We start from the raw sequence: 15,847 nt of genomic DNA on the forward strand, positions 1-15,847 counted from the left end.
GATCTTGCAGCCCAAGCGGGGTAAACCACGGTAGCCGTCACTACAATGGTCAGAGGCTCCCGGCAGCACTCTCGCGCACACGGTCGGCGTACCGAACGGTCACGGCGCAGGGCGTTCAATCGGGCCCGCAAGCGCAGCCGTCGATGGCCGCGGTTTCGAGTTCGCCCATCCGCAGTATTCCGGTGTTGATCGGCCTCGCTCTTGTTGTGCACCTCCCGATGTACGGCTACCCGAACCGCATTGGGTTGCTCACCGCGACAACGCAATGCCCACGGAACGTCCTGAAGCGAAGGCTGCACTCACCATATTTTGGGGGGTCGTATCTTTATGACGCCCGAGCCGTCGTAGACCACCGTATAGTTCTCCAGGTAAAAGAAGCTCCCCATTCCCAGAAGATACTGTCCATAATCCTGATATTCGTTTGGCCCGTCTCGCACGGTGGTGCTGATGTTCCCCCCGCCATGAGCCGGCAGCAGGAGACGTTGGAGGGCTTCGCCCGGCTCCAGGTTGAAACGCAACATGTGGCGCACCGGTTCGTCGCCGTAGTCACACACGTTGGGCTCCCAAAGCACCACTTCGACGGCGATTGCGTTGCTGGACCTGTTTGCGACATGAACGATGACTTTCCTCGAAAGGAGGTTGCTCAACATGAAGCCGACGAACAAGGAAACTAATAGAAACAGTCCCAATGTGTACTTGGCAATACGCAGCAATGTGCTTCGTTTAATCATCGTTTTAGCGCCTGAAACGGATCGGTGATTAGACGCCGTTTCTCCAGCTCACCAGCGACGAGGTCGAAGATTTGCTCGCGGCTTGCATCTTTATTAGCCGCTCCGATCCGTCGCCCGACCCTGTTGTTGTGCAGGTCCATGTAGACTTCGGGATATGGCCCTTTAGATGACCGTTCATGGGCATCCCCCAGCCTGGCGGCGCTCTCCTCGTCGCGTTGAGCCATCAATGCGCTCCAATAAGCGTGACGGAACGCATCACGGCAATCGTTGTGAGGGTTTTTGTTGGCGACGGCATAACCGTTGCCCGGCGCGCATCCGGGAACGTTCAACTCTGGCGCCGCGGCTGAGGCGGTTCGGGAATCCCGCCATGCTGCAAGGCCGTTCAATGGTCCGGCACGCAAGGCGGTCTCATATTCGCCCATACCTTCGGACGACCACCCGAATTCCGCCGCCAGTTTTTCCCGTTGGAACTCGGCGAGCCCTCCCTGTCCTTTCTTGAAATAGCCTGGATACTGATAATACGCGGTTGCGGCGCCAGCTTCCGCTACGCCCAAAGGGCTGCTCACGTTCAATGGCTGGGTGCCTGCCGTCCGCCCTGCCGGCGACATCGGAGCCGGCGGTTGTTCCGCCTCGGCCAACATTTTTTGGACTATCCGCTTGCGTAAATGTTCGTTCATTCGGCCCTCCGGCAATGATCACTGCGGGGTGCCGCCGGCCAAAAGCTCGGCGGCACCGCTCTGACGTCCACGCGACTTCCCGATTCACCTCTAATAGGCTTGAGCGCACCTCCCTGCCGCACGCGCTCAACTGCGTTCGGCAATTTCTGCTGATCGATCTGCGCTTCATTCCTGAACTGTTCAATCTCGGGATCCATTGTCATTACATCCATTCCGATTGCGGCGATTTTATGCTACCTATAGTGGTATGCAAGCGGCCCCGCCGGTCGCCCGCACCTTTTCTGCTGCCGCTTCGGATTTCATTGAAGCTTGTCCAGAAGAACTGTTGGAATATTGAAGGGCGTCGCCCGGCTCCGGATCGAAACGCAACAGGTGGCGCACAGCCGCCTGAAGCACTCCAGGTCGATTGCCTCTCCGACATCTTTCTCTTTTTTCATCTGGCGGATCTGGTCGCCGAGTTCAGTCGGCCACCTGGGTTCCCGGGCTCGCCTCCCTGCATGGGCCTGCGCCCGCATCTCGAGCTCTGCATTTCCGGGACCGGCCTTTTTGGCGGCCGCCTGCATTCGCTGCTTTCCCCCGGCACCGGTTATCTGCCGCTCGAGAAGGCATCGCCACACGGAATAGTTGATTTAGGTTTTGTCCTGAACTACCTGTTGGGGCGCACAGCAACGCACGCCCGAACCCAGGGGCCGCTGGAGCAGCGATGAAGCGGAGTATCCGGGAGGTCTCGAATTATGAAGAAAATGGCCGTGGCCCTCGATGTTGCCGTCTGCTTCATCCTCAACATCATCGACCTTCTCATCTTCGATTTTTTACTGCATCGGACAGCCCGTATCGTGGTGCCGCTGTTCAGTTTCGGCGTGGTCGAGGTCGAGGCAATCTATGCCGACATCAACGGCTTCAACTGGCTGGGTTTCAAGCGTCTTCCCTCCGGTCGCCTGCTGCTCAACTCCACGATGAGCATGTTGGCAGGCGCCGTCTTCTGGCTGCTCTGCCTCCTTGCCTATCTAAGCGTGACGCGGACGTAGCGGTCTCCTATAGAACGTTCAATCCCGCCACTTGCGTTCGGCGTCACGTAATGAGGCTCTGCGGGTATTGCCCAAGCCCATCGCCGCTTCGTAAAAGTCCCCTAAATCGCTTATTCGCTTCACCCCGGAATCCCCCCGATATGTGCCGCCGCCAGCGGCTCGCCGCCCAACAGTTGCGCGGCGTTTTGTTGTCGCTTCAGGTTCAGTTCGGCGTCGATCTGGTAGCGCGTGAGCGCGCCTTTTTGCTGGATTTCGACGAGCTTCAGCTCGCGTTCGATCTCCAGCTTCCGGCGCTGGTTCTCCGCCGTCAGCCGCGCCTTCGCGGCCTCCGCCTGCGCCTGCGCCTGCACTTTCTGCATCTCGGGATCAGGCTTGTCGGCAGCTGCCTGCGTTCGCCGCCGAATCTCCTCCGGCGCCGGCTTGGTGAAGTAGAGGTCGGGCGATTTCAACCCCGCCGCCTCCACCGACTTGGCGATGCCGTTATAGAGATTGTCCGGCGAGACATAGGGGTTGTCCGGTCCCAGCGTCATCAACAGCTTTTCCTGCAGCTGCAGAATCATCTGAATCATCATCATGTCGCGTTCGCGCGTGCCGGCACCGAGCCCGGTATTGACGGTCGCATCCATCCCGGCATTCCACTGGCGCGGGTCGAAGGTCACCCACTCCCCGCGCAGCCGCACCATGCGCGGCCTGTCCTGATGCTTGACGACGAGACGGAGCAGCCCTTGGAATACCCGCTTCAACCCCTGCGCGAAGGTGCGCACCGTCAGCTCCGTCTGGCCGATGCCCGCCTGCTCGATAAGCGCGGTCGCCCGCGCCGTCATGTTCTGCAGCGCGTCCGGCGCCATGCCGCTCGAAACGTCGGAAATCCCGGTACGATCGGTCGCCTCCTGGTCGAGATAGGAAAGCATCGCGAAGGATTCTTTGGCGACGAACGGCACCATGGTGTAGCCGAGCGCCGCGCGCGCATCGATACCCTGGCCGACACGGATCGGCTGGCCGAATTTCGGGTTCAGCACGCTTTCGGGATTGGCGATAGCCCCCTCCTGGACGATCGGCTGCTGATTGTTCTGCCAGTAGAGATTGTCGAGCGTCTGGCGCATCAGAACGGTTTTCACACGCTGGATCTCCGCCATGTCGTCGGTGACGGAATTGCCTTCGCGCTGATGCGGCCGCCGCTCGACGATCAGATCGGCGAAGGGCACCTCGTCCCATTCGTCGTTCGAGAGCAGGTGCTCTTCGCCGGTGCCTCCGGCAAAGACGAGGCGGCGCAGCTCCGCGATGCCGTCGTCGTCCGCGTCCACCTTCACGTAGAGCTCGTAATAGTCCACCTCCTCCAGCGCCTTCGGCACGGCATCCCCGGCTTCGAAGGCTTCGCGCCGGCGTGCGAACACCTCGTCGTCGGTTCCGCTTCCGCCGTTCGAAGCCGGAAGGCCTTCGATCAGGCCGCGGTCATAACCCATGGCGATCAGGTCTGAGCGCCGCATCCGCTTGACGATGCCGGTGATCGCGCTGTCATCGATCGAGATGGCGTCCGGATGGATCAGGAATTCCTCGAGCGGCACCGCCGCCAGCCTCGGCGTACCGCGCTCGGTGCGGCGCCGGATCTTGACGCTGTAGCTCGGCTGCTCCACCGGCCCCTGCGGCGTTTCGATCCTTTCGACCGTTTGCGACTGTTCCAGCACATCCACCTCGTCGTCGCCGACGAGCTGGACGAGCGCCGCTTCGTCCAGACCGGTATGGGCCGAGATCGCAATGGAAGTCTGCTTCTCGTACCACCAGCGGATCACGCCGTTCCTGAGTTTCAGCGCATCATGCGCCGCATCCTGCACGGCGTCGTAGCCATTGCTTTCGGGAAAGACGACATAGTTGATGTAATCGCTCGCCTGATCTGCCGCCGCCTCGTCGCCTTCGTCGACCGGGGCGTATTCCACCACCTTGTCGTTGCCAAGGATGGTGCGGATCAACGAGGGCAGCACCTTCTTGATCGCAGCGCGGACGTCGCGCGAGACGACCTTGGAGCGGTTTGCATCCGCCGGCACGTCCTTCATCGTACCGTCGTAATACTCCATCGCCTTGATGCGGTCGACCGCCAGCTCGTCGCGGTAGTTTTCGCAGTCCTTCACCAGTCGGCTGACGTAGGCGGACAGGCGTTCATCGGTCATTGCGGCCATCAGAGAACCTTTCTGGCGGTGAAGTTCCAGTTTGAGTAGCCGTTGTTCGCCCGTGCGTGGCGCTTCATCATCAAGGCGTAGCGTGAGGCGGAGATCAGATCGTCGCGTTCCTTGACGATCCTGCCATCCTTGCGGTGATAGAGGCGGAACTCCTCGAACCATTCCGTGCAGGTGGAAAAGACCTTCCAGCGCCCCGTCTGCATCCGCTGCAGCATGTCGGAAAGCCCCGCTTCCACGCCGTTGGTGCCGTCGTCGAAGGTCGCCCGCTCGGGAAGAAGGGCCAATCCCTGCGCGTGGTATTGCGCTGCCAGTTGCTCGCCGCTGCCCTTGTCGTGCTGCAATCCGTCGTGCGGCCATGCCCAGGGCATCGCCGCTCCCCACGGCTTCAATGCCGCCGCGTGGATGATCGGCGTCGCCTCCCGCTCGCGATAAATCTTCGTCACATGGAAGACGTCCGCGTCCCGGTCCCAGGCGCAGCCCACCGCCGCGAAAGGATGGTCCCAGCCGAAGTCGAGCCCGCCGATCTGCACCCAATGCTTTGGGATTTCGAACGGATCGACACGTATGCTCTCCTCCGTCACAGGAAATATCCTGCCGGATCCGAGCGCCGGCACGCCCCTGGTGCGCGCCTCCCGCTCATGGGCGGGATAGCTGTCGATCACCCGCTGGCGATCCTCGAGCGTATAGTGCTCGGCATCCTCGATCGTCATGGTGATCACCGCGCGATCCGGCGATTTTTCCATGAGGTACCTGGCCACGACCGCGCTCAGGCCCCTGAGCGGCGTAAAGGTGACCGCGATGGCGCCGCGCGTTGCATTGGTGCGGGTAATCCCTTCGAAATAGACGTCTTCCGGCGGCTCCTCGTCGAACCAGACGTAATCCACCGTATTGGCCTGCCATTTGGCGCGCCCCTGTTCGTATGCCTTGAAGAGCAGCGTCGAGGCTCTGCCCGAAACATGCCGCACCGTCACGCTGTCGAGAGCACCGGAAGCGCCGGCGCGGCGCGTCGTCGCCTTGATCGCCGCTTTCGGGAGAAATCCGGTGCCCCACTCCTCCTCGTTGAGGGGCGGCCCGACCAAGAGCCGTTGCACGCCGTCGCGGGTCAGTTCATAGGATTCCGAGCCCGCCAGCAAGACGATCGGCCGGTCGAACCGCCGGCCCTGCCACCAGTCGGGATAGCGCCCCGTCAGGTGCATCGCCGCCTCCGCTGCGCCGGCCAGCGTCTTGCCGAGCTGGTTGCCGGCCATGAACAGCCTCTCGCGAAAAGCCGCGCCCGCCGCATGGAACTCCCGCTGCTTGGCATAGGGCCGGTAGGCGGCAAGGATATTCGTTCGTTGCCGCCTGTGGAGCTGCGCCATCAGCAGCATCTGTTCCCTGAGCATCGCGGAAAGGCCGGACGCAATTGTCCCCTCGGATGGGTTGGATACGCTCATCCGTGATCACGCCTCTATATTTTTGCGAATTGCGGTCGTAGCCGGCGTAAGCATCGCTTCGTCTTTGCTGGACTGCGCCGGAATAAGATCAATAATGTCCCCAATGCCGTGCTGACATACGAAGCGCCGATGGGAGAAAATCATGATCGAAGGCCATTGCCATTGCAGGGCGGTCCGCGTCGCGGTCCCCGTCCGCCCGGAGACGCTCGGCGATTGCAACTGCTCGCTCTGCAGCAGGCTCGGCACGCTTTGGGGCTATTACCCTTCCAGCGAGGTCAGCATCACCGATCCTGAAAGAAAGCTCGTCGGATATGTCCAAGGCGACAGGACCTTGACCATGCATCACTGCGGCGTTTGCGGCTGCATAACCCACTGGTCGCCGGCCGGCCGCAGCTCACCGCGCATGGGGGTCAACATGCGCGTCTTCGATCGTTCGGTCTGGGAAGACATCCCGCACCGCCTTATCGACGGCGCGAGTTGGTGAAATCGGCTCTGCGTGCCTCGGGCCTTCAGATTCTGCCCATCAAGAGCAAGATCAACAGGACCACGACCAGAACGCCGAGAATTCCCGAAGGGCCGTATCCCCAGCCGGACGAGTAGGGCCAGGCCGGAATGGCGCCGATCAAAAGCAGGATCAGAATAATGAGGAGGACGGTGCCAAGCATATTGCGGTTCTCCCTTGCACGATCGAAATTTCTGCGAACGAAATCACGCGCCAAATCGAGTTTCTGCAGCGACTTTTGCGCGCCTCCGAAGATGTGGGTGCGCTACAAAGAACATCGTTCATCCTACGAATGCGAGAAGTCAGAATATGTTCCACGCCCCACGCGACCCATATGCGGGCAACACTCAATCAGAACGGGCAGTTTCCTTGGAAGCCTGGTCCTCGTTTTCCGATTTGTCACATCTGGAACAGCGAGGCGGCGTGAAAGGGCCTTTTATCTGCATGTTCTCATACGCATGAGAACATGCTAATTTTCTTTTTTTCTCGGAGGGGAAACCGATGCCACGTATTGCAAATCTTTATTTCAGAACGGCGATTGTTTTTTTGATCCTGGGCATTTCGATCGGCCTGCATATGTCGATCACAGGCAACCATGCCGCAACGGGCGCCCATGCCCACGCCAATCTGCTCGGCTGGGTAACCATGGCGATTTTCGGCGGCTATCACGCGCTTAATCCTCAAAAGGCGGCAAGGCGGCTGGCGGTGATTCAGTATGCGGTCTACACCTTCGGGGTGGCCGTCCTGATCCCGTCGCTCTACCTGATGCTTTCCGGAAACACGGCCGTGGAGCCGATCGTCGCCGTTTCGTCGCTCATCGCCTTCGCCGGCGTTCTGCTCTTTGCCGTCATCATCTTCTCGAGCAGCGAAGCGTCTGTCTCGGCAAGAGTGGCGCCGACGCATTAAAGCTGCACTTTCGCGGGCGGCACGCGCTTTCGCAGGCCGCCTGCCCTCTTCCTGGCTGGAAGCAGTGGCCGGATCGCAGCGTCCAGCGCGCGGATCCGGTCGATGATCTGTTCGTCCGACAAATCGTCAACCCCGCCGGTTGCGGCACTCAGGTCCTTCGGCAGAACCGAGGCGACGAGCTTCAGATAGGCTTCCGGCTTCTCGTCGCGAATGCGAGCGATGACCTCGCTGCCATGCTGGGCGAAATCCGCGCGCACGGCACCGAGAAAGCTGCTCCCCAGCGGGCTGCCCTCACCTCTCGCAGCCGGCATGCCCGCCGCGTCCGGCGCTTCCGCCTCCGGCATGGCGCTCTGATCTTTCATCATGAATTTCTCCGCTCCTCGTCCTTCTCGGGCCGGCAGCTCATGACCACAATTTCTGGAACAATCTTCCCGCCATATGCAATCTATAATTGCGCCGAAATCCCGGATCAGATTGGCGCAACAGGACTGTGCCGCCTCGTTTATCGAAGAGAAATCCGCCACGCCAGGAGGGAATATGCGCCGAAGCCTCGCCACCGCCTTTCTCATTGCCGCATCGACGATCTCCGCCTCTGCCGGGGAACGGGGCGAACCGCAATACTTTGTGAAGGCCTGGCTTCAAATGCCTGACAGAAGTTTCGAGTACACGAGCGGCTGGTGCGATGGAGAAGATGATTGTTTCGTGCCGATCGGTGAGCACGTGATCCAGTTGCGGGATATGTCGGCCCCATCTTACTCATTCAGCTTTTGGAACGACCCCACGCAGCAGGATGCCTGCTGCGTGAGCCACACTGGTTTTCCTACGTTGCGCCTTTGGAGCGGACGTCCCCGCGTCGTTCCTCTTTACTACACCCCGAGAGTATCAGGCGACCCGGGGCAGATACTCTTCGGCAATCTCGTCATAGCAGTCGAGTACTTGGGCTAACCGCCTCCGGTCGCCGAAGCCAGGTCTCTGAAGCGGATCCCTTGGGAAAGCATGTTGGATGCCGCCTATTCCCGCCATCTCGATAACGCCTGTTTAAGTGTCATCGTTGGCCCAGGAGGGGCTGGCCCTTCCTTTCACTCATGGACTTCTCCTCATGAACATTTGCGTTTCGCGGGTATTGCGGTGGATCAAATTCATTTGCGGCCGGCGATGCCGCCCACTCGCCCGGCGCCGCTGGCGCCTGGATCATGCGAGATATTGGGGTCAACGCGTCTTCACGCAGAATCCGCCTCGCGGATTCGGGAGACGCGGAAGCGCATCGCCGGCCGCACACGGCGTCGCGGCGTCTTGGAACGCGCGGCATCGCCGTGAACCATGAATTGGAAGTGAGGAGCACGCCGCGCCGAGAGGAGCGCCGGACGTTTTCGAGGTCGCCTCCGCAGGATCAGAGCAGGATTGCAATTCCTCCTCCGTGCTCATCCCTGTGCTTGTCGCAGGGATGAGGAGATCGGGAGGGTGGACATTACGGCAGCTGCCGTTTGCGTGTATTTAAGCCATCTTGCCGACTGCGCGGCCCGGGAAACATATCGGAGGACTGCAATCCCCTCCCTCATCTCTGTGCTTGTCACAGAGATCCAGCAGCGCCGCGTCTGCGGCGCGGGAAGCGTTCTTTCGGCTCAAGGGCTTGGTCTCACTGGACCCTGTGACGAGCACAGGGATGAGGAGATCAAACAAGCCGCGGCGGGTATCACAATGCTGAAGCCCTGAGAGGATAAAATTCCTATCCTTGATTTATGGAATACCGCAATGCCTCTCGGTGCGCAAGCCTTCGTCACGCCAAGAGCGCTTGTTTTTCGATTTGCCCACGGGAAATCTCTCCGATGTCTCACGACGGACCGCAGGAGGTAAGTTCGCCTGCTGCTGCCAACGCGCAGCCCGCTATGAACCCGCTGCTCGGATGCCTGCTTGATGAAGAGGCTGCTCAAATTTTGTTGTACAGATGTATATTATAATTTCCTTGCATAAGACATTGGCCTCTGCTTCAATCCTGAAAGGCTGATGCTTGAGGGCTTGGGTATATATTTCGATAATGATGTCTCGGATGAACGGCAGCGATCGGTTCGCTATCGTTGCTCGATGTCGGACGACGTTTCGTGCCGAGGCAAAACACATTGCTTTGAACATTACTATAGAGACTGAAATTTAGGCCAGTATCCCGATCGTCGGGGAACCACGACAGCCCGCAATGCATTTGCCTTCCCGAGAGAAGGAGCTTCGTCCATGCGCAATCCTTGGATCTATGTCGCCGTCGGTTTCATCGTCGGTGCCGGCTTGTTCGTCACCACGGCCTGGCACCGCACGCCCCTCGCCGAATCCGGTCAGTTCGCCAGCGTAAAACTTGAAAAGACCGACCGCCTGCAGGGTGGCGTCCAGACTTCGTTCGTCATGGAGCGTTTCGGCCCGGTTAAATCCGTCGAGTAAGCGGGCACGACGTTCAAACCTGCACTGGACCATTTACAGGTGCGGCAGGCAGCGCTTCAGGCATGCCGGGCACCGCCGCGAACTCTTGCTTTCCGCCGCCGGATGCGCAAGTTACTCGCGCCGGGGTCATGCCGGCGCTGAATGGCGAACGAGGAAGACTGCGGTGAGTCCAGATAACAAGCCCGATGCCGAAATCAGAGTCGAAAAGCGAACGAACGGGCGCTGGGCCTTCGTCCTCAGCTATCGCGGCGTCACCTATCCGGCCCAGGGTCAGTTCGCCACTCAGCTTCAGGCGCAGTCCGCGGCTTACGTCGCAATGAAGCTCCTGCGCAAAACGCGCTGACGGGTTACCCCCTCTAATTGTAAGGCGAGTTACACCGGCGGCGCCCGCCGTCGAAGGGCTGAAACGTGTCGTCCGCAGCGCGATACGAAGCGTACCGCTCCTGGCACCAGCGAAGATGCGCATTGGCGTCGAACTGCCCCCTTTGCCGTTGGCGCAGGCGCGATCTGTCCACCGCCCGGGGCGAAGGGCCTCCCACCGTCGCACCGGGGCCTATGCCGATGTCGGGAGCCCTGCCGCGATAGCGGGAGCCGTAGTTCGGATATCGCTGTTGCAGGAAGTCGCGGTATTCCCTCTCGATGAAGAGATCGTGGTTGCTGCTGCCCGCGGGACGACCGGCGCAAATTCCCGTGCTGCAGGTCTGGGCTTGTGCCGGTAGCATACCTGTCGCTACGGCAATCACCGCAAAGGCGAGCATTGCTGAAGCTTTCACGGACTCACCTTCTTTCTGCTCCGGGGAAACGGTCGATGCGCCTCGACATGCTCGTTCGAGGCACCTTCGCATTGAAAGCATTTAACCTCTATTCGCCCAAAAGTGCAGCGGTTTTGGGACGACGGTTTGCCCGGCATTCTTGTGGCACGGTCTGAACCGGCTTAGGCCGGATCGAAATATAGGATATTATTCCTATTATGGAGTAAACGAAATATCCTTCTTACCATATTCACGCAAGCCCTTTTCGAAGAGGAGGGCATTCAGGCCCCGCTTCAGCCAATCCAATTGGGCTTCCGGCATCATTCTCAACCCTTCGTAATCCATCACGCAGACGTTGAAGACGGTGGCTTTCACCTGCCGCCCCTCCTCGCATCCGAGCAACAGGCCTTCAAGCCTCATCATTCTCTCCGCCGCGTTCTTCGCCTTCGCGGCGCGGGCCTCGCTCGGCTCGCTTGCATGTCCTCTTACGTGGCCGATCTGCTGGGCCCTGACGCTTGGAAACGGAATGCCGGTCAAATGATAATAGCGCACCATCGCCGCCGCGTAGTCGTCGCCCGCCTCCCGCTGCTGCTCGGTAATCCGCCCGTCTAGAAACAGCCGGCCGAGCGTGTAGCCGGCGAGCGCGCCTCTGGACTCGAGGCCATGCATGCGCTTGCGCGCTGCAAGCGCCACAGCCATCGCTTCCTTTTCGCTTTCCTGTTTGGACCACTCCGGCTTTATCTTGCCGCATGCAAAGCGCTCGGCATTGGCCTTCCGCGGCCGTCCGAGTTGTGCCTTGCGCTTTGCACGCAATTTCTGAGCCTTGGTCAACATGGGAATCCTTTCGAGCGTGGTGATTGAGACATCCGTTGCGGGCGACCTGCCGTGAAGCGGTGGGACGTGACGGTATTCAGGGTGAACTGAGGGTGGGTATGGAATGCGAGCCGCCGCAAGGCTCAGCCGACGGTGTCATCTCTGGAAGCTGTCCGGCTTCCGGCGCCGCCATCATTCACGACCGCAAGCACGGTCGTGTGGTCTCGATGGAAGATGCGGCCGATCCCCGCCAGCGAGAGATCCCGGCGGCGCTCATAGACCGCGCGCATGCAGGCATGCCTCGGCTTCACCAGCCGGCGCTCCCGGCGCACACTGATGATGTCGTCCCAGCTAACACCGGGAAAATCCTCGAGCACGGCAGCAACGATCTCCTCGATCGGCGCTCTGCCGCGGCCGTTCTCATTCGACGCACCGTTATCTCGGCTGCCAAGCAGAATTCGGGCCTGCGCGAGCAGCCGCGCTCCCGCATCGGCGAGATCGGCTTCCAGTCTCTCAATCCGCCGTCCTTTCGCTTCGTTGTCGGAAACAAGGTCGACCAACTGTCCTTCGAGTTCTTTGATGCGCGCACATCGGCCCATCGCTTCGCTCGGGCGAGCCAGCCGCTCCCGTACGGCGCGATAATGTCGCGTCTGCCTTGCCAGTTCCGAATTCTCCGCCACTGCTCCCGAACTCCCTTTCCCGTGCTCCCAGCAGCCGCGGTGCCTCCGCAGCCGCGACTTGACTTTACCAATGACATCTATAATGTCGTGTTGTCAACATGATTTATGTTATCAACATTGCTAAGTCCCATGCCATGAGCGAAAGAGCTGAAAGACTGCGCGAGGCGCGCGTCAAAGCGGGCTATCGGTTCGCCTCCGACGCAGCGAATGCCTTGGGCATCGTGGCCTCGACCTATCGCGCCCACGAGAATGGGCAGAACGAGTTCGAACTCAGCGAAGCCGAGATCTACGGCCGCAAGTTCAATGTCGACCCGCTTTGGCTGCTGACCGGCACCGACCGCCGAAGCTCCACGGGCTCCGCGACCGGCTCGACAATGGTCGAAGTCGACGCGCCGAACGCCCGGATCGGCGCCAAGGTAATCGGCCAGGGGGAAAAGATCCCGGTCTTCGGTCAGGCAGTCGGCGGGGTTGATGGTGAATTCATAATGAACGGCAACGTGCTGTACGAAGTCATGGCGCCGCCGATACTCTCGGACATCTCGGGCGCCTATGCGGTCTCGGTTTCAGGCGATTCGATGTACCCGCGCTACGAAGACGGCGAGGTCTGCTTCGTCGATCCCAGCCGCCGCGTCCGGAAAGGCGACTACGTGATCGCTCAGATTCGGCTGGAAGAAGGCGGGGCCCTGCTGGCCTACGTCAAGAAGTTCGTGCGCCACAACAGCTCCGAACTGGTTCTCGAGCAGTTCAACCCCCATAAGGAACTGCGCTTCGAAGCCTGTACCGTTCACTCGGTCCATTATATCGCGCTCGCCGGCAACGCCTGAGGGACGCAAAGCCCCCAGTCGTCAGGCGAAAGTCGAACCAGCGAGCTTATTCCTTTGCCGCACCCCGACGACATCACTCATGTCGTCCGATTCAACACAATTCGTGTTGACATGTATCGTGTCGGATGCAATGTTGGGTGAACACAGGGCAGAATTGCACGGCGGACGAACGCCGGCAGCGATACGAGGAGAATAAGCGCCACATGTCCCTCCCCCGCATCAGATCCGATCTTCATGACCAAGTCGACGAACTCTTCGCCGCCGACTTTCTCCGTTCAACCGACGCGCAGAACCAGATGGCGCTGAAGTGCTTTCTCTCCTCCGCCTATTCCAGTCTGGCTTCGCTCGCCTGGCATCTTGGTGCAGATGGGCATGTCTTCCAGCGTGAAGCCCGGCCCGCGTCGGATCTCGTCGACGACGCCTTCTTCGCACTCGATCGCGAGCGCGAGTTCGGCAGCGGCGCGGATGCGAGCCAGGTCCAGCGGCAGCTCGGTACGCACAATCCCCGGCAGCAATTCGGAGGCGCCCTGTGATCCGCGCCGAGACATACGCCGTCGTCAATCTCGCTGCCCTCAATCTCATCGAGGCTGTCAGTGCCGCCTACTTCGTCACCGAAAGCCAGGCCATCGCCCGTCATGAGTTTCGCGCTCGCGAAATGCTGAAGAAAATCGCCTTCGCTCTCGGCTATGATCTGGCTGAAGCGGCGGCGCAGGACGATCGGCCGCAACGGAGAGCCGGCGCGGAGTCGCCGCAGGCACGACCGGGTCTCAGGCTTGTGTCCGCCGAGCTTGCGGCACCGAACGGTGATCGTTGAAGCGCCCGCCCTTCACGCTTCAATCGTCATCGGGAGGGCACGGCCATTTAGCGGGCGCGGCCAGTCCCGACGGCAACTTGGTCGCGCCGTCACCGCAGGTGAGATCGACCTGTTCCTGTGTGAGCCCGGAGGCTCTGGAAAGGTCGACGCCCTCTATCCTCGTCAGGAAAAGAAAGGCGCGATCCAGATCGATCGGTCCTTCGAGAACCGCACCGCTCAGCTTGGCGCGCGAAAGATTGGCCATCGCGAAGCGCGTGCCCGTCAGCACGGCCTTGTCGAAATTGGCGCGCCCGAGTTCCGCTTTCTCGAAGTCGGCGCCTGCCAGCCGTGCTCCGCTGAAGTCGGTGCGCTGCAGCTCGGCACTTGCGAAGGATGCATTCTCCGCAGAGATGGCTGAAAAGTTGCCGCGATAGGCCTCCACCCTGCTGAAATTCGCCTTGTCCGCTTTCGCCCTGGCGAGCGAAGCACGAACGAGCGTCGCCTTCTCCAGATTAGCGGACGTGAGATTGGCCCCGCGCAGGTCGGTCATCGTAAAATCGGTGTTGAACAAATTGCTTCCCGGGAGGTCGCTACCACCCAGCATGATCTGCTTTTTGTTGCAGTCCTGCCAGTCCGTGCCCGGTCCAGCAGCGCTCTTGCAATCCGCCGCTGCGGCGACGCCGGCGGCAAGGGCCCACACCGTGATCGCCGCAGCGCAGAACGTTGTACGCGCGCTGCCACCCGTCTTGCCAAGCTTCGTCATATCGCCGCTCCTCGATCGGCTGCGGGCGAAAGATCAGCAGGCCGACACGTGCCGGACTGAACGAACCACCGCGCAGAACTCAACCGGAATTCAAGATGTTAAGGCGAATCCGCCCGTCAGAAAAGAGCGGCAAAGAGCGGCGCCGTCAATAGCCGATCTTCGCCTTCTTCTGATCGGATCGTGATGCCGGTGGCAGGCTTGCCGCCCGGCGGTTAGGCTGGCGGGCGTTCAGGCCTCGACGCCCTGGATGGCAGATACCTGCCAGTCGGCGCCGGGCTTTCGCGCGAACGTCCATATCTCGACGGCGTCTGTCGCCTCGTCGGCATTGCCGCTCACGACCCTGCCTGTGGCCCTGTCACGCATCACGTCGATGCTCTCGTAGCGCATGGCGACCGTCGCATATTCGGTACCGCTTTCTCTCCATGCCTCCGCGAGGTCGCCCTGAACGAGGTGAACGTCGCGGACTTCGTTCTTGAGACCCTTTGTTGCGTTGTCGCTCAGCTCTTCCGCGAGGTAGGACATGGCTTCGGGTGTGGTCAGCTTACGCAGCGCCGCATAATCCTCCGCTCCGTAGGCAGCCTGGACATCCTTCAGCATCGCCTCGAAGCGATCGAGATCGTCCTGGCCCACGCTGATCTCATCTGTCTGCACCGGTACCGGTGCGGCGGCTGACGCCCCTGTGGCAGCACCACCCATGGCTTCACCTATCCGCGGAATACGGAAGGACGGGGCTGCGCCGGCTGCCGCCGAAGAGCGGGCCGAGGCAGCGGGCGCCGAATAGGCCGGACGCTGGTTGCGGCCGAAGAAGCGCATTGCCAGGGAGATCAGCAGAACGACGAGGCCGACCTGCAGCAGCAGGCCGAGGAAGCCGATGCCGCCGCCGATGCCATGGCCGAGCAGCATGCCGATGAGACCGCCCATCATGAGACCGCCGAGCATGGATCCGCCGAAACCATTGAAAAAGCCCGGCCGTGCATTGGTCCGGTTCTGGCTGGCCGGATTGGTCGCGGTAGAAGGCTGGGTGCTCTGCCGCGGTGTCATGGTTCTGTCGATCGGCGCGGCCGGTGCCGGTGCCGTCCGAGTGACCGGCGGGGCGGAAAAGGTCCGGCTGCCGCGAGAGCCGAAGCCACCGCCTGCCCGCCTCGCGTCAGCGACGTCGACCACCGTCATCATCGCCGCAACACCGATTGCCGCAATGGCCAGAACACGTCCGAAACGCTGCATTTCCACCCTTCCCTGTCTCTCGACCGCAATCGGTCAATAAGAGGTCATATAGAGCCAGAGGCGCAGGAATTTAAGAGTGCTGCCCCGTCTTTCCTCCTATTCGGCGTGAGCTAACGGTAA

Annotated in this window: 21 protein-coding genes; 10 read left to right on the forward strand and 11 right to left on the reverse strand. The window is 60.9% G+C overall.

Going from position 1 to position 15,847, the window contains the following annotated elements; all coding sequences use genetic code 11:
* Positions 1–299 precede the first annotated feature (299 nt).
* A complete protein-coding gene (locus AC5J09_RS22525; protein ID WP_437405040.1) occupies positions 300–731 on the reverse strand; it encodes a hypothetical protein in 432 nt (143 codons plus the stop codon).
* Positions 728–1,408, reverse strand: a complete 681-nt coding sequence (locus tag AC5J09_RS22530) for a DUF6973 domain-containing protein (RefSeq protein ID WP_494298524.1) — start codon at positions 1,406–1,408, stop codon at positions 728–730. The genes AC5J09_RS22525 and AC5J09_RS22530 overlap by 4 nt, the downstream gene beginning before the upstream one ends.
* Positions 1,409–1,422: 14 nt before the next feature.
* Between AC5J09_RS22530 and AC5J09_RS22535 the strand changes: the two genes are divergently transcribed.
* Together AC5J09_RS22535 and AC5J09_RS22540 are read left to right on the forward strand one after the other, a co-directional pair.
* Positions 1,423–2,115 (forward strand): hypothetical protein, encoded by a 693-nt coding sequence (locus AC5J09_RS22535; protein WP_494298525.1) that lies wholly within the window; start codon positions 1,423–1,425, stop codon positions 2,113–2,115.
* Between the two features lie 27 nt (positions 2,116–2,142).
* On the forward strand, positions 2,143–2,436 hold the full coding sequence (locus AC5J09_RS22540; protein ID WP_494298526.1) for a hypothetical protein: 294 nt from the start codon (positions 2,143–2,145) through the stop codon (positions 2,434–2,436).
* A 119-nt stretch (positions 2,437–2,555) separates the two neighbouring features.
* Here AC5J09_RS22540 and AC5J09_RS22545 read toward each other — a convergent pair whose 3' ends face one another.
* Entirely contained in the window at positions 2,556–4,610 is a 2,055-nt protein-coding gene (locus AC5J09_RS22545; RefSeq protein WP_494298527.1) for a portal protein, read from the reverse strand.
* A complete protein-coding gene (locus AC5J09_RS22550) occupies positions 4,610–6,043 on the reverse strand; it encodes a terminase large subunit domain-containing protein (RefSeq protein ID WP_494298528.1) in 1,434 nt (477 codons plus the stop codon). The genes AC5J09_RS22545 and AC5J09_RS22550 overlap by 1 nt, the downstream gene beginning before the upstream one ends.
* 142 nt (positions 6,044–6,185) lie before the next feature.
* Between AC5J09_RS22550 and AC5J09_RS22555 the strand changes: the two genes are divergently transcribed.
* Positions 6,186–6,527: a GFA family protein gene (locus AC5J09_RS22555; protein WP_018095310.1), complete on the forward strand. Its 342-nt coding sequence runs from the start codon at positions 6,186–6,188 to the stop codon at positions 6,525–6,527.
* Positions 6,528–6,552: 25 nt separating this feature from the next.
* Here AC5J09_RS22555 and AC5J09_RS22560 read toward each other — a convergent pair whose 3' ends face one another.
* Positions 6,553–6,708, reverse strand: coding sequence for a DUF3309 family protein (locus AC5J09_RS22560; RefSeq protein WP_020487478.1), 156 nt, complete (start codon positions 6,706–6,708; stop codon positions 6,553–6,555).
* Between the two features lie 338 nt (positions 6,709–7,046).
* Between AC5J09_RS22560 and AC5J09_RS22565 the strand changes: the two genes are divergently transcribed.
* Positions 7,047–7,451, forward strand: coding sequence for a hypothetical protein (locus tag AC5J09_RS22565; protein ID WP_018095312.1), 405 nt, complete (start codon positions 7,047–7,049; stop codon positions 7,449–7,451).
* Here the strand turns inward: AC5J09_RS22565 and AC5J09_RS22570 are convergent.
* A complete protein-coding gene (locus AC5J09_RS22570; RefSeq protein WP_100674885.1) occupies positions 7,448–7,813 on the reverse strand; it encodes a hypothetical protein in 366 nt (121 codons plus the stop codon). The genes AC5J09_RS22565 and AC5J09_RS22570 overlap by 4 nt on opposite strands.
* 175 nt (positions 7,814–7,988) lie before the next feature.
* Here AC5J09_RS22570 and AC5J09_RS22575 point away from each other — a divergent pair, with 175 nt between their 5' ends.
* The 3 genes from AC5J09_RS22575 to AC5J09_RS22585 all read left to right on the forward strand — a co-directional run bounded on the left by AC5J09_RS22575 (position 7,989) and on the right by AC5J09_RS22585 (position 10,221).
* The gene (locus AC5J09_RS22575; protein WP_494298529.1) at positions 7,989–8,396 is read left to right on the forward strand and encodes a hypothetical protein; all 408 of its coding nucleotides are present in this window, start codon (positions 7,989–7,991) and stop codon (positions 8,394–8,396) included.
* A gap of 1,281 nt (positions 8,397–9,677) precedes the next feature.
* The gene (locus AC5J09_RS22580) at positions 9,678–9,878 is read left to right on the forward strand and encodes a hypothetical protein (protein ID WP_018095315.1); all 201 of its coding nucleotides are present in this window, start codon (positions 9,678–9,680) and stop codon (positions 9,876–9,878) included.
* Between the two features lie 163 nt (positions 9,879–10,041).
* Positions 10,042–10,221, forward strand: a complete 180-nt coding sequence (locus AC5J09_RS22585; RefSeq protein WP_018095316.1) for a hypothetical protein — start codon at positions 10,042–10,044, stop codon at positions 10,219–10,221.
* 13 nt (positions 10,222–10,234) lie between these two features.
* Here AC5J09_RS22585 and AC5J09_RS22590 read toward each other — a convergent pair whose 3' ends face one another.
* The 3 genes from AC5J09_RS22590 to AC5J09_RS22600 form a co-directional block, all read right to left on the reverse strand.
* Positions 10,235–10,600, reverse strand: a complete 366-nt coding sequence (locus tag AC5J09_RS22590; protein ID WP_026168639.1) for a BA14K family protein — start codon at positions 10,598–10,600, stop codon at positions 10,235–10,237.
* A 246-nt stretch (positions 10,601–10,846) separates the two neighbouring features.
* Complete coding sequence (locus tag AC5J09_RS22595; RefSeq protein ID WP_494298530.1) at positions 10,847–11,464, reverse strand: hypothetical protein; 618 nt, start codon at positions 11,462–11,464, stop codon at positions 10,847–10,849.
* 122 nt (positions 11,465–11,586) lie between these two features.
* Positions 11,587–12,123, reverse strand: coding sequence for a helix-turn-helix domain-containing protein (locus tag AC5J09_RS22600; protein WP_494298531.1), 537 nt, complete (start codon positions 12,121–12,123; stop codon positions 11,587–11,589).
* A gap of 134 nt (positions 12,124–12,257) precedes the next feature.
* Between AC5J09_RS22600 and AC5J09_RS22605 the strand changes: the two genes are divergently transcribed.
* The 3 genes from AC5J09_RS22605 (at position 12,258) to AC5J09_RS22615 (ending at position 13,761) form a co-directional block, all read left to right on the forward strand.
* Positions 12,258–12,947 carry a LexA family transcriptional regulator gene (locus AC5J09_RS22605; RefSeq protein ID WP_198516931.1) on the forward strand — a complete coding sequence of 230 codons (690 nt, stop codon included), beginning with the start codon at positions 12,258–12,260 and terminating at the stop codon, positions 12,945–12,947.
* A gap of 203 nt (positions 12,948–13,150) precedes the next feature.
* Positions 13,151–13,480: a hypothetical protein gene (locus tag AC5J09_RS22610; protein WP_494298532.1), complete on the forward strand. Its 330-nt coding sequence runs from the start codon at positions 13,151–13,153 to the stop codon at positions 13,478–13,480.
* The gene (locus AC5J09_RS22615; protein ID WP_100674863.1) at positions 13,477–13,761 is read left to right on the forward strand and encodes a hypothetical protein; all 285 of its coding nucleotides are present in this window, start codon (positions 13,477–13,479) and stop codon (positions 13,759–13,761) included. Before AC5J09_RS22610 ends, AC5J09_RS22615 begins: the two co-directional genes overlap by 4 nt.
* Positions 13,762–13,780: 19 nt before the next feature.
* On the opposite strand, the gene AC5J09_RS22620 is transcribed toward AC5J09_RS22615, so the two are convergent.
* Both AC5J09_RS22620 and AC5J09_RS22625 read right to left on the reverse strand, forming a co-directional pair.
* Positions 13,781–14,503 carry a pentapeptide repeat-containing protein gene (locus AC5J09_RS22620; protein WP_127712116.1) on the reverse strand — a complete coding sequence of 241 codons (723 nt, stop codon included), beginning with the start codon at positions 14,501–14,503 and terminating at the stop codon, positions 13,781–13,783.
* A 228-nt stretch (positions 14,504–14,731) separates the two neighbouring features.
* The gene (locus AC5J09_RS22625) at positions 14,732–15,727 is read right to left on the reverse strand and encodes a Tim44 domain-containing protein (protein WP_494298533.1); all 996 of its coding nucleotides are present in this window, start codon (positions 15,725–15,727) and stop codon (positions 14,732–14,734) included.
* Between the last annotated feature and the right edge of the window lie 120 nt (positions 15,728–15,847).

The organism is Sinorhizobium sp. (genome assembly GCF_059070375.1).

Excerpts from the sequence above, each read along its gene's own strand:
- AC5J09_RS22525 (WP_437405040.1), bottom strand. The coding sequence starts at position 731 with ATGATTAAACGAAGCACATTGCTGCGTATTGCCAAGTACACATTGGGA.
- AC5J09_RS22530 (WP_494298524.1), bottom strand. The coding sequence starts at position 1,408 with ATGAACGAACATTTACGCAAGCGGATAGTCCAAAAAATGTTGGCCGAG.
- AC5J09_RS22535 (WP_494298525.1), top strand. The coding sequence starts at position 1,423 with ATGATCACTGCGGGGTGCCGCCGGCCAAAAGCTCGGCGGCACCGCTCT.
- AC5J09_RS22540 (WP_494298526.1), top strand. The coding sequence starts at position 2,143 with ATGAAGAAAATGGCCGTGGCCCTCGATGTTGCCGTCTGCTTCATCCTC.
- AC5J09_RS22545 (WP_494298527.1), bottom strand. The coding sequence starts at position 4,610 with ATGGCCGCAATGACCGATGAACGCCTGTCCGCCTACGTCAGCCGACTG.
- AC5J09_RS22550 (WP_494298528.1), bottom strand. The coding sequence starts at position 6,043 with ATGAGCGTATCCAACCCATCCGAGGGGACAATTGCGTCCGGCCTTTCC.
- AC5J09_RS22555 (WP_018095310.1), top strand. The coding sequence starts at position 6,186 with ATGATCGAAGGCCATTGCCATTGCAGGGCGGTCCGCGTCGCGGTCCCC.
- AC5J09_RS22560 (WP_020487478.1), bottom strand. The coding sequence starts at position 6,708 with ATGCTTGGCACCGTCCTCCTCATTATTCTGATCCTGCTTTTGATCGGC.
- AC5J09_RS22565 (WP_018095312.1), top strand. The coding sequence starts at position 7,047 with ATGCCACGTATTGCAAATCTTTATTTCAGAACGGCGATTGTTTTTTTG.
- AC5J09_RS22570 (WP_100674885.1), bottom strand. The coding sequence starts at position 7,813 with ATGAAAGATCAGAGCGCCATGCCGGAGGCGGAAGCGCCGGACGCGGCG.
- AC5J09_RS22575 (WP_494298529.1), top strand. The coding sequence starts at position 7,989 with ATGCGCCGAAGCCTCGCCACCGCCTTTCTCATTGCCGCATCGACGATC.
- AC5J09_RS22580 (WP_018095315.1), top strand. The coding sequence starts at position 9,678 with ATGCGCAATCCTTGGATCTATGTCGCCGTCGGTTTCATCGTCGGTGCC.
- AC5J09_RS22590 (WP_026168639.1), bottom strand. The coding sequence starts at position 10,600 with ATGCTACCGGCACAAGCCCAGACCTGCAGCACGGGAATTTGCGCCGGT.
- AC5J09_RS22595 (WP_494298530.1), bottom strand. The coding sequence starts at position 11,464 with ATGTTGACCAAGGCTCAGAAATTGCGTGCAAAGCGCAAGGCACAACTC.
- AC5J09_RS22605 (WP_198516931.1), top strand. The coding sequence starts at position 12,258 with ATGAGCGAAAGAGCTGAAAGACTGCGCGAGGCGCGCGTCAAAGCGGGC.
- AC5J09_RS22610 (WP_494298532.1), top strand. The coding sequence starts at position 13,151 with ATGTCCCTCCCCCGCATCAGATCCGATCTTCATGACCAAGTCGACGAA.
- AC5J09_RS22620 (WP_127712116.1), bottom strand. The coding sequence starts at position 14,503 with ATGACGAAGCTTGGCAAGACGGGTGGCAGCGCGCGTACAACGTTCTGC.
- AC5J09_RS22625 (WP_494298533.1), bottom strand. The coding sequence starts at position 15,727 with ATGCAGCGTTTCGGACGTGTTCTGGCCATTGCGGCAATCGGTGTTGCG.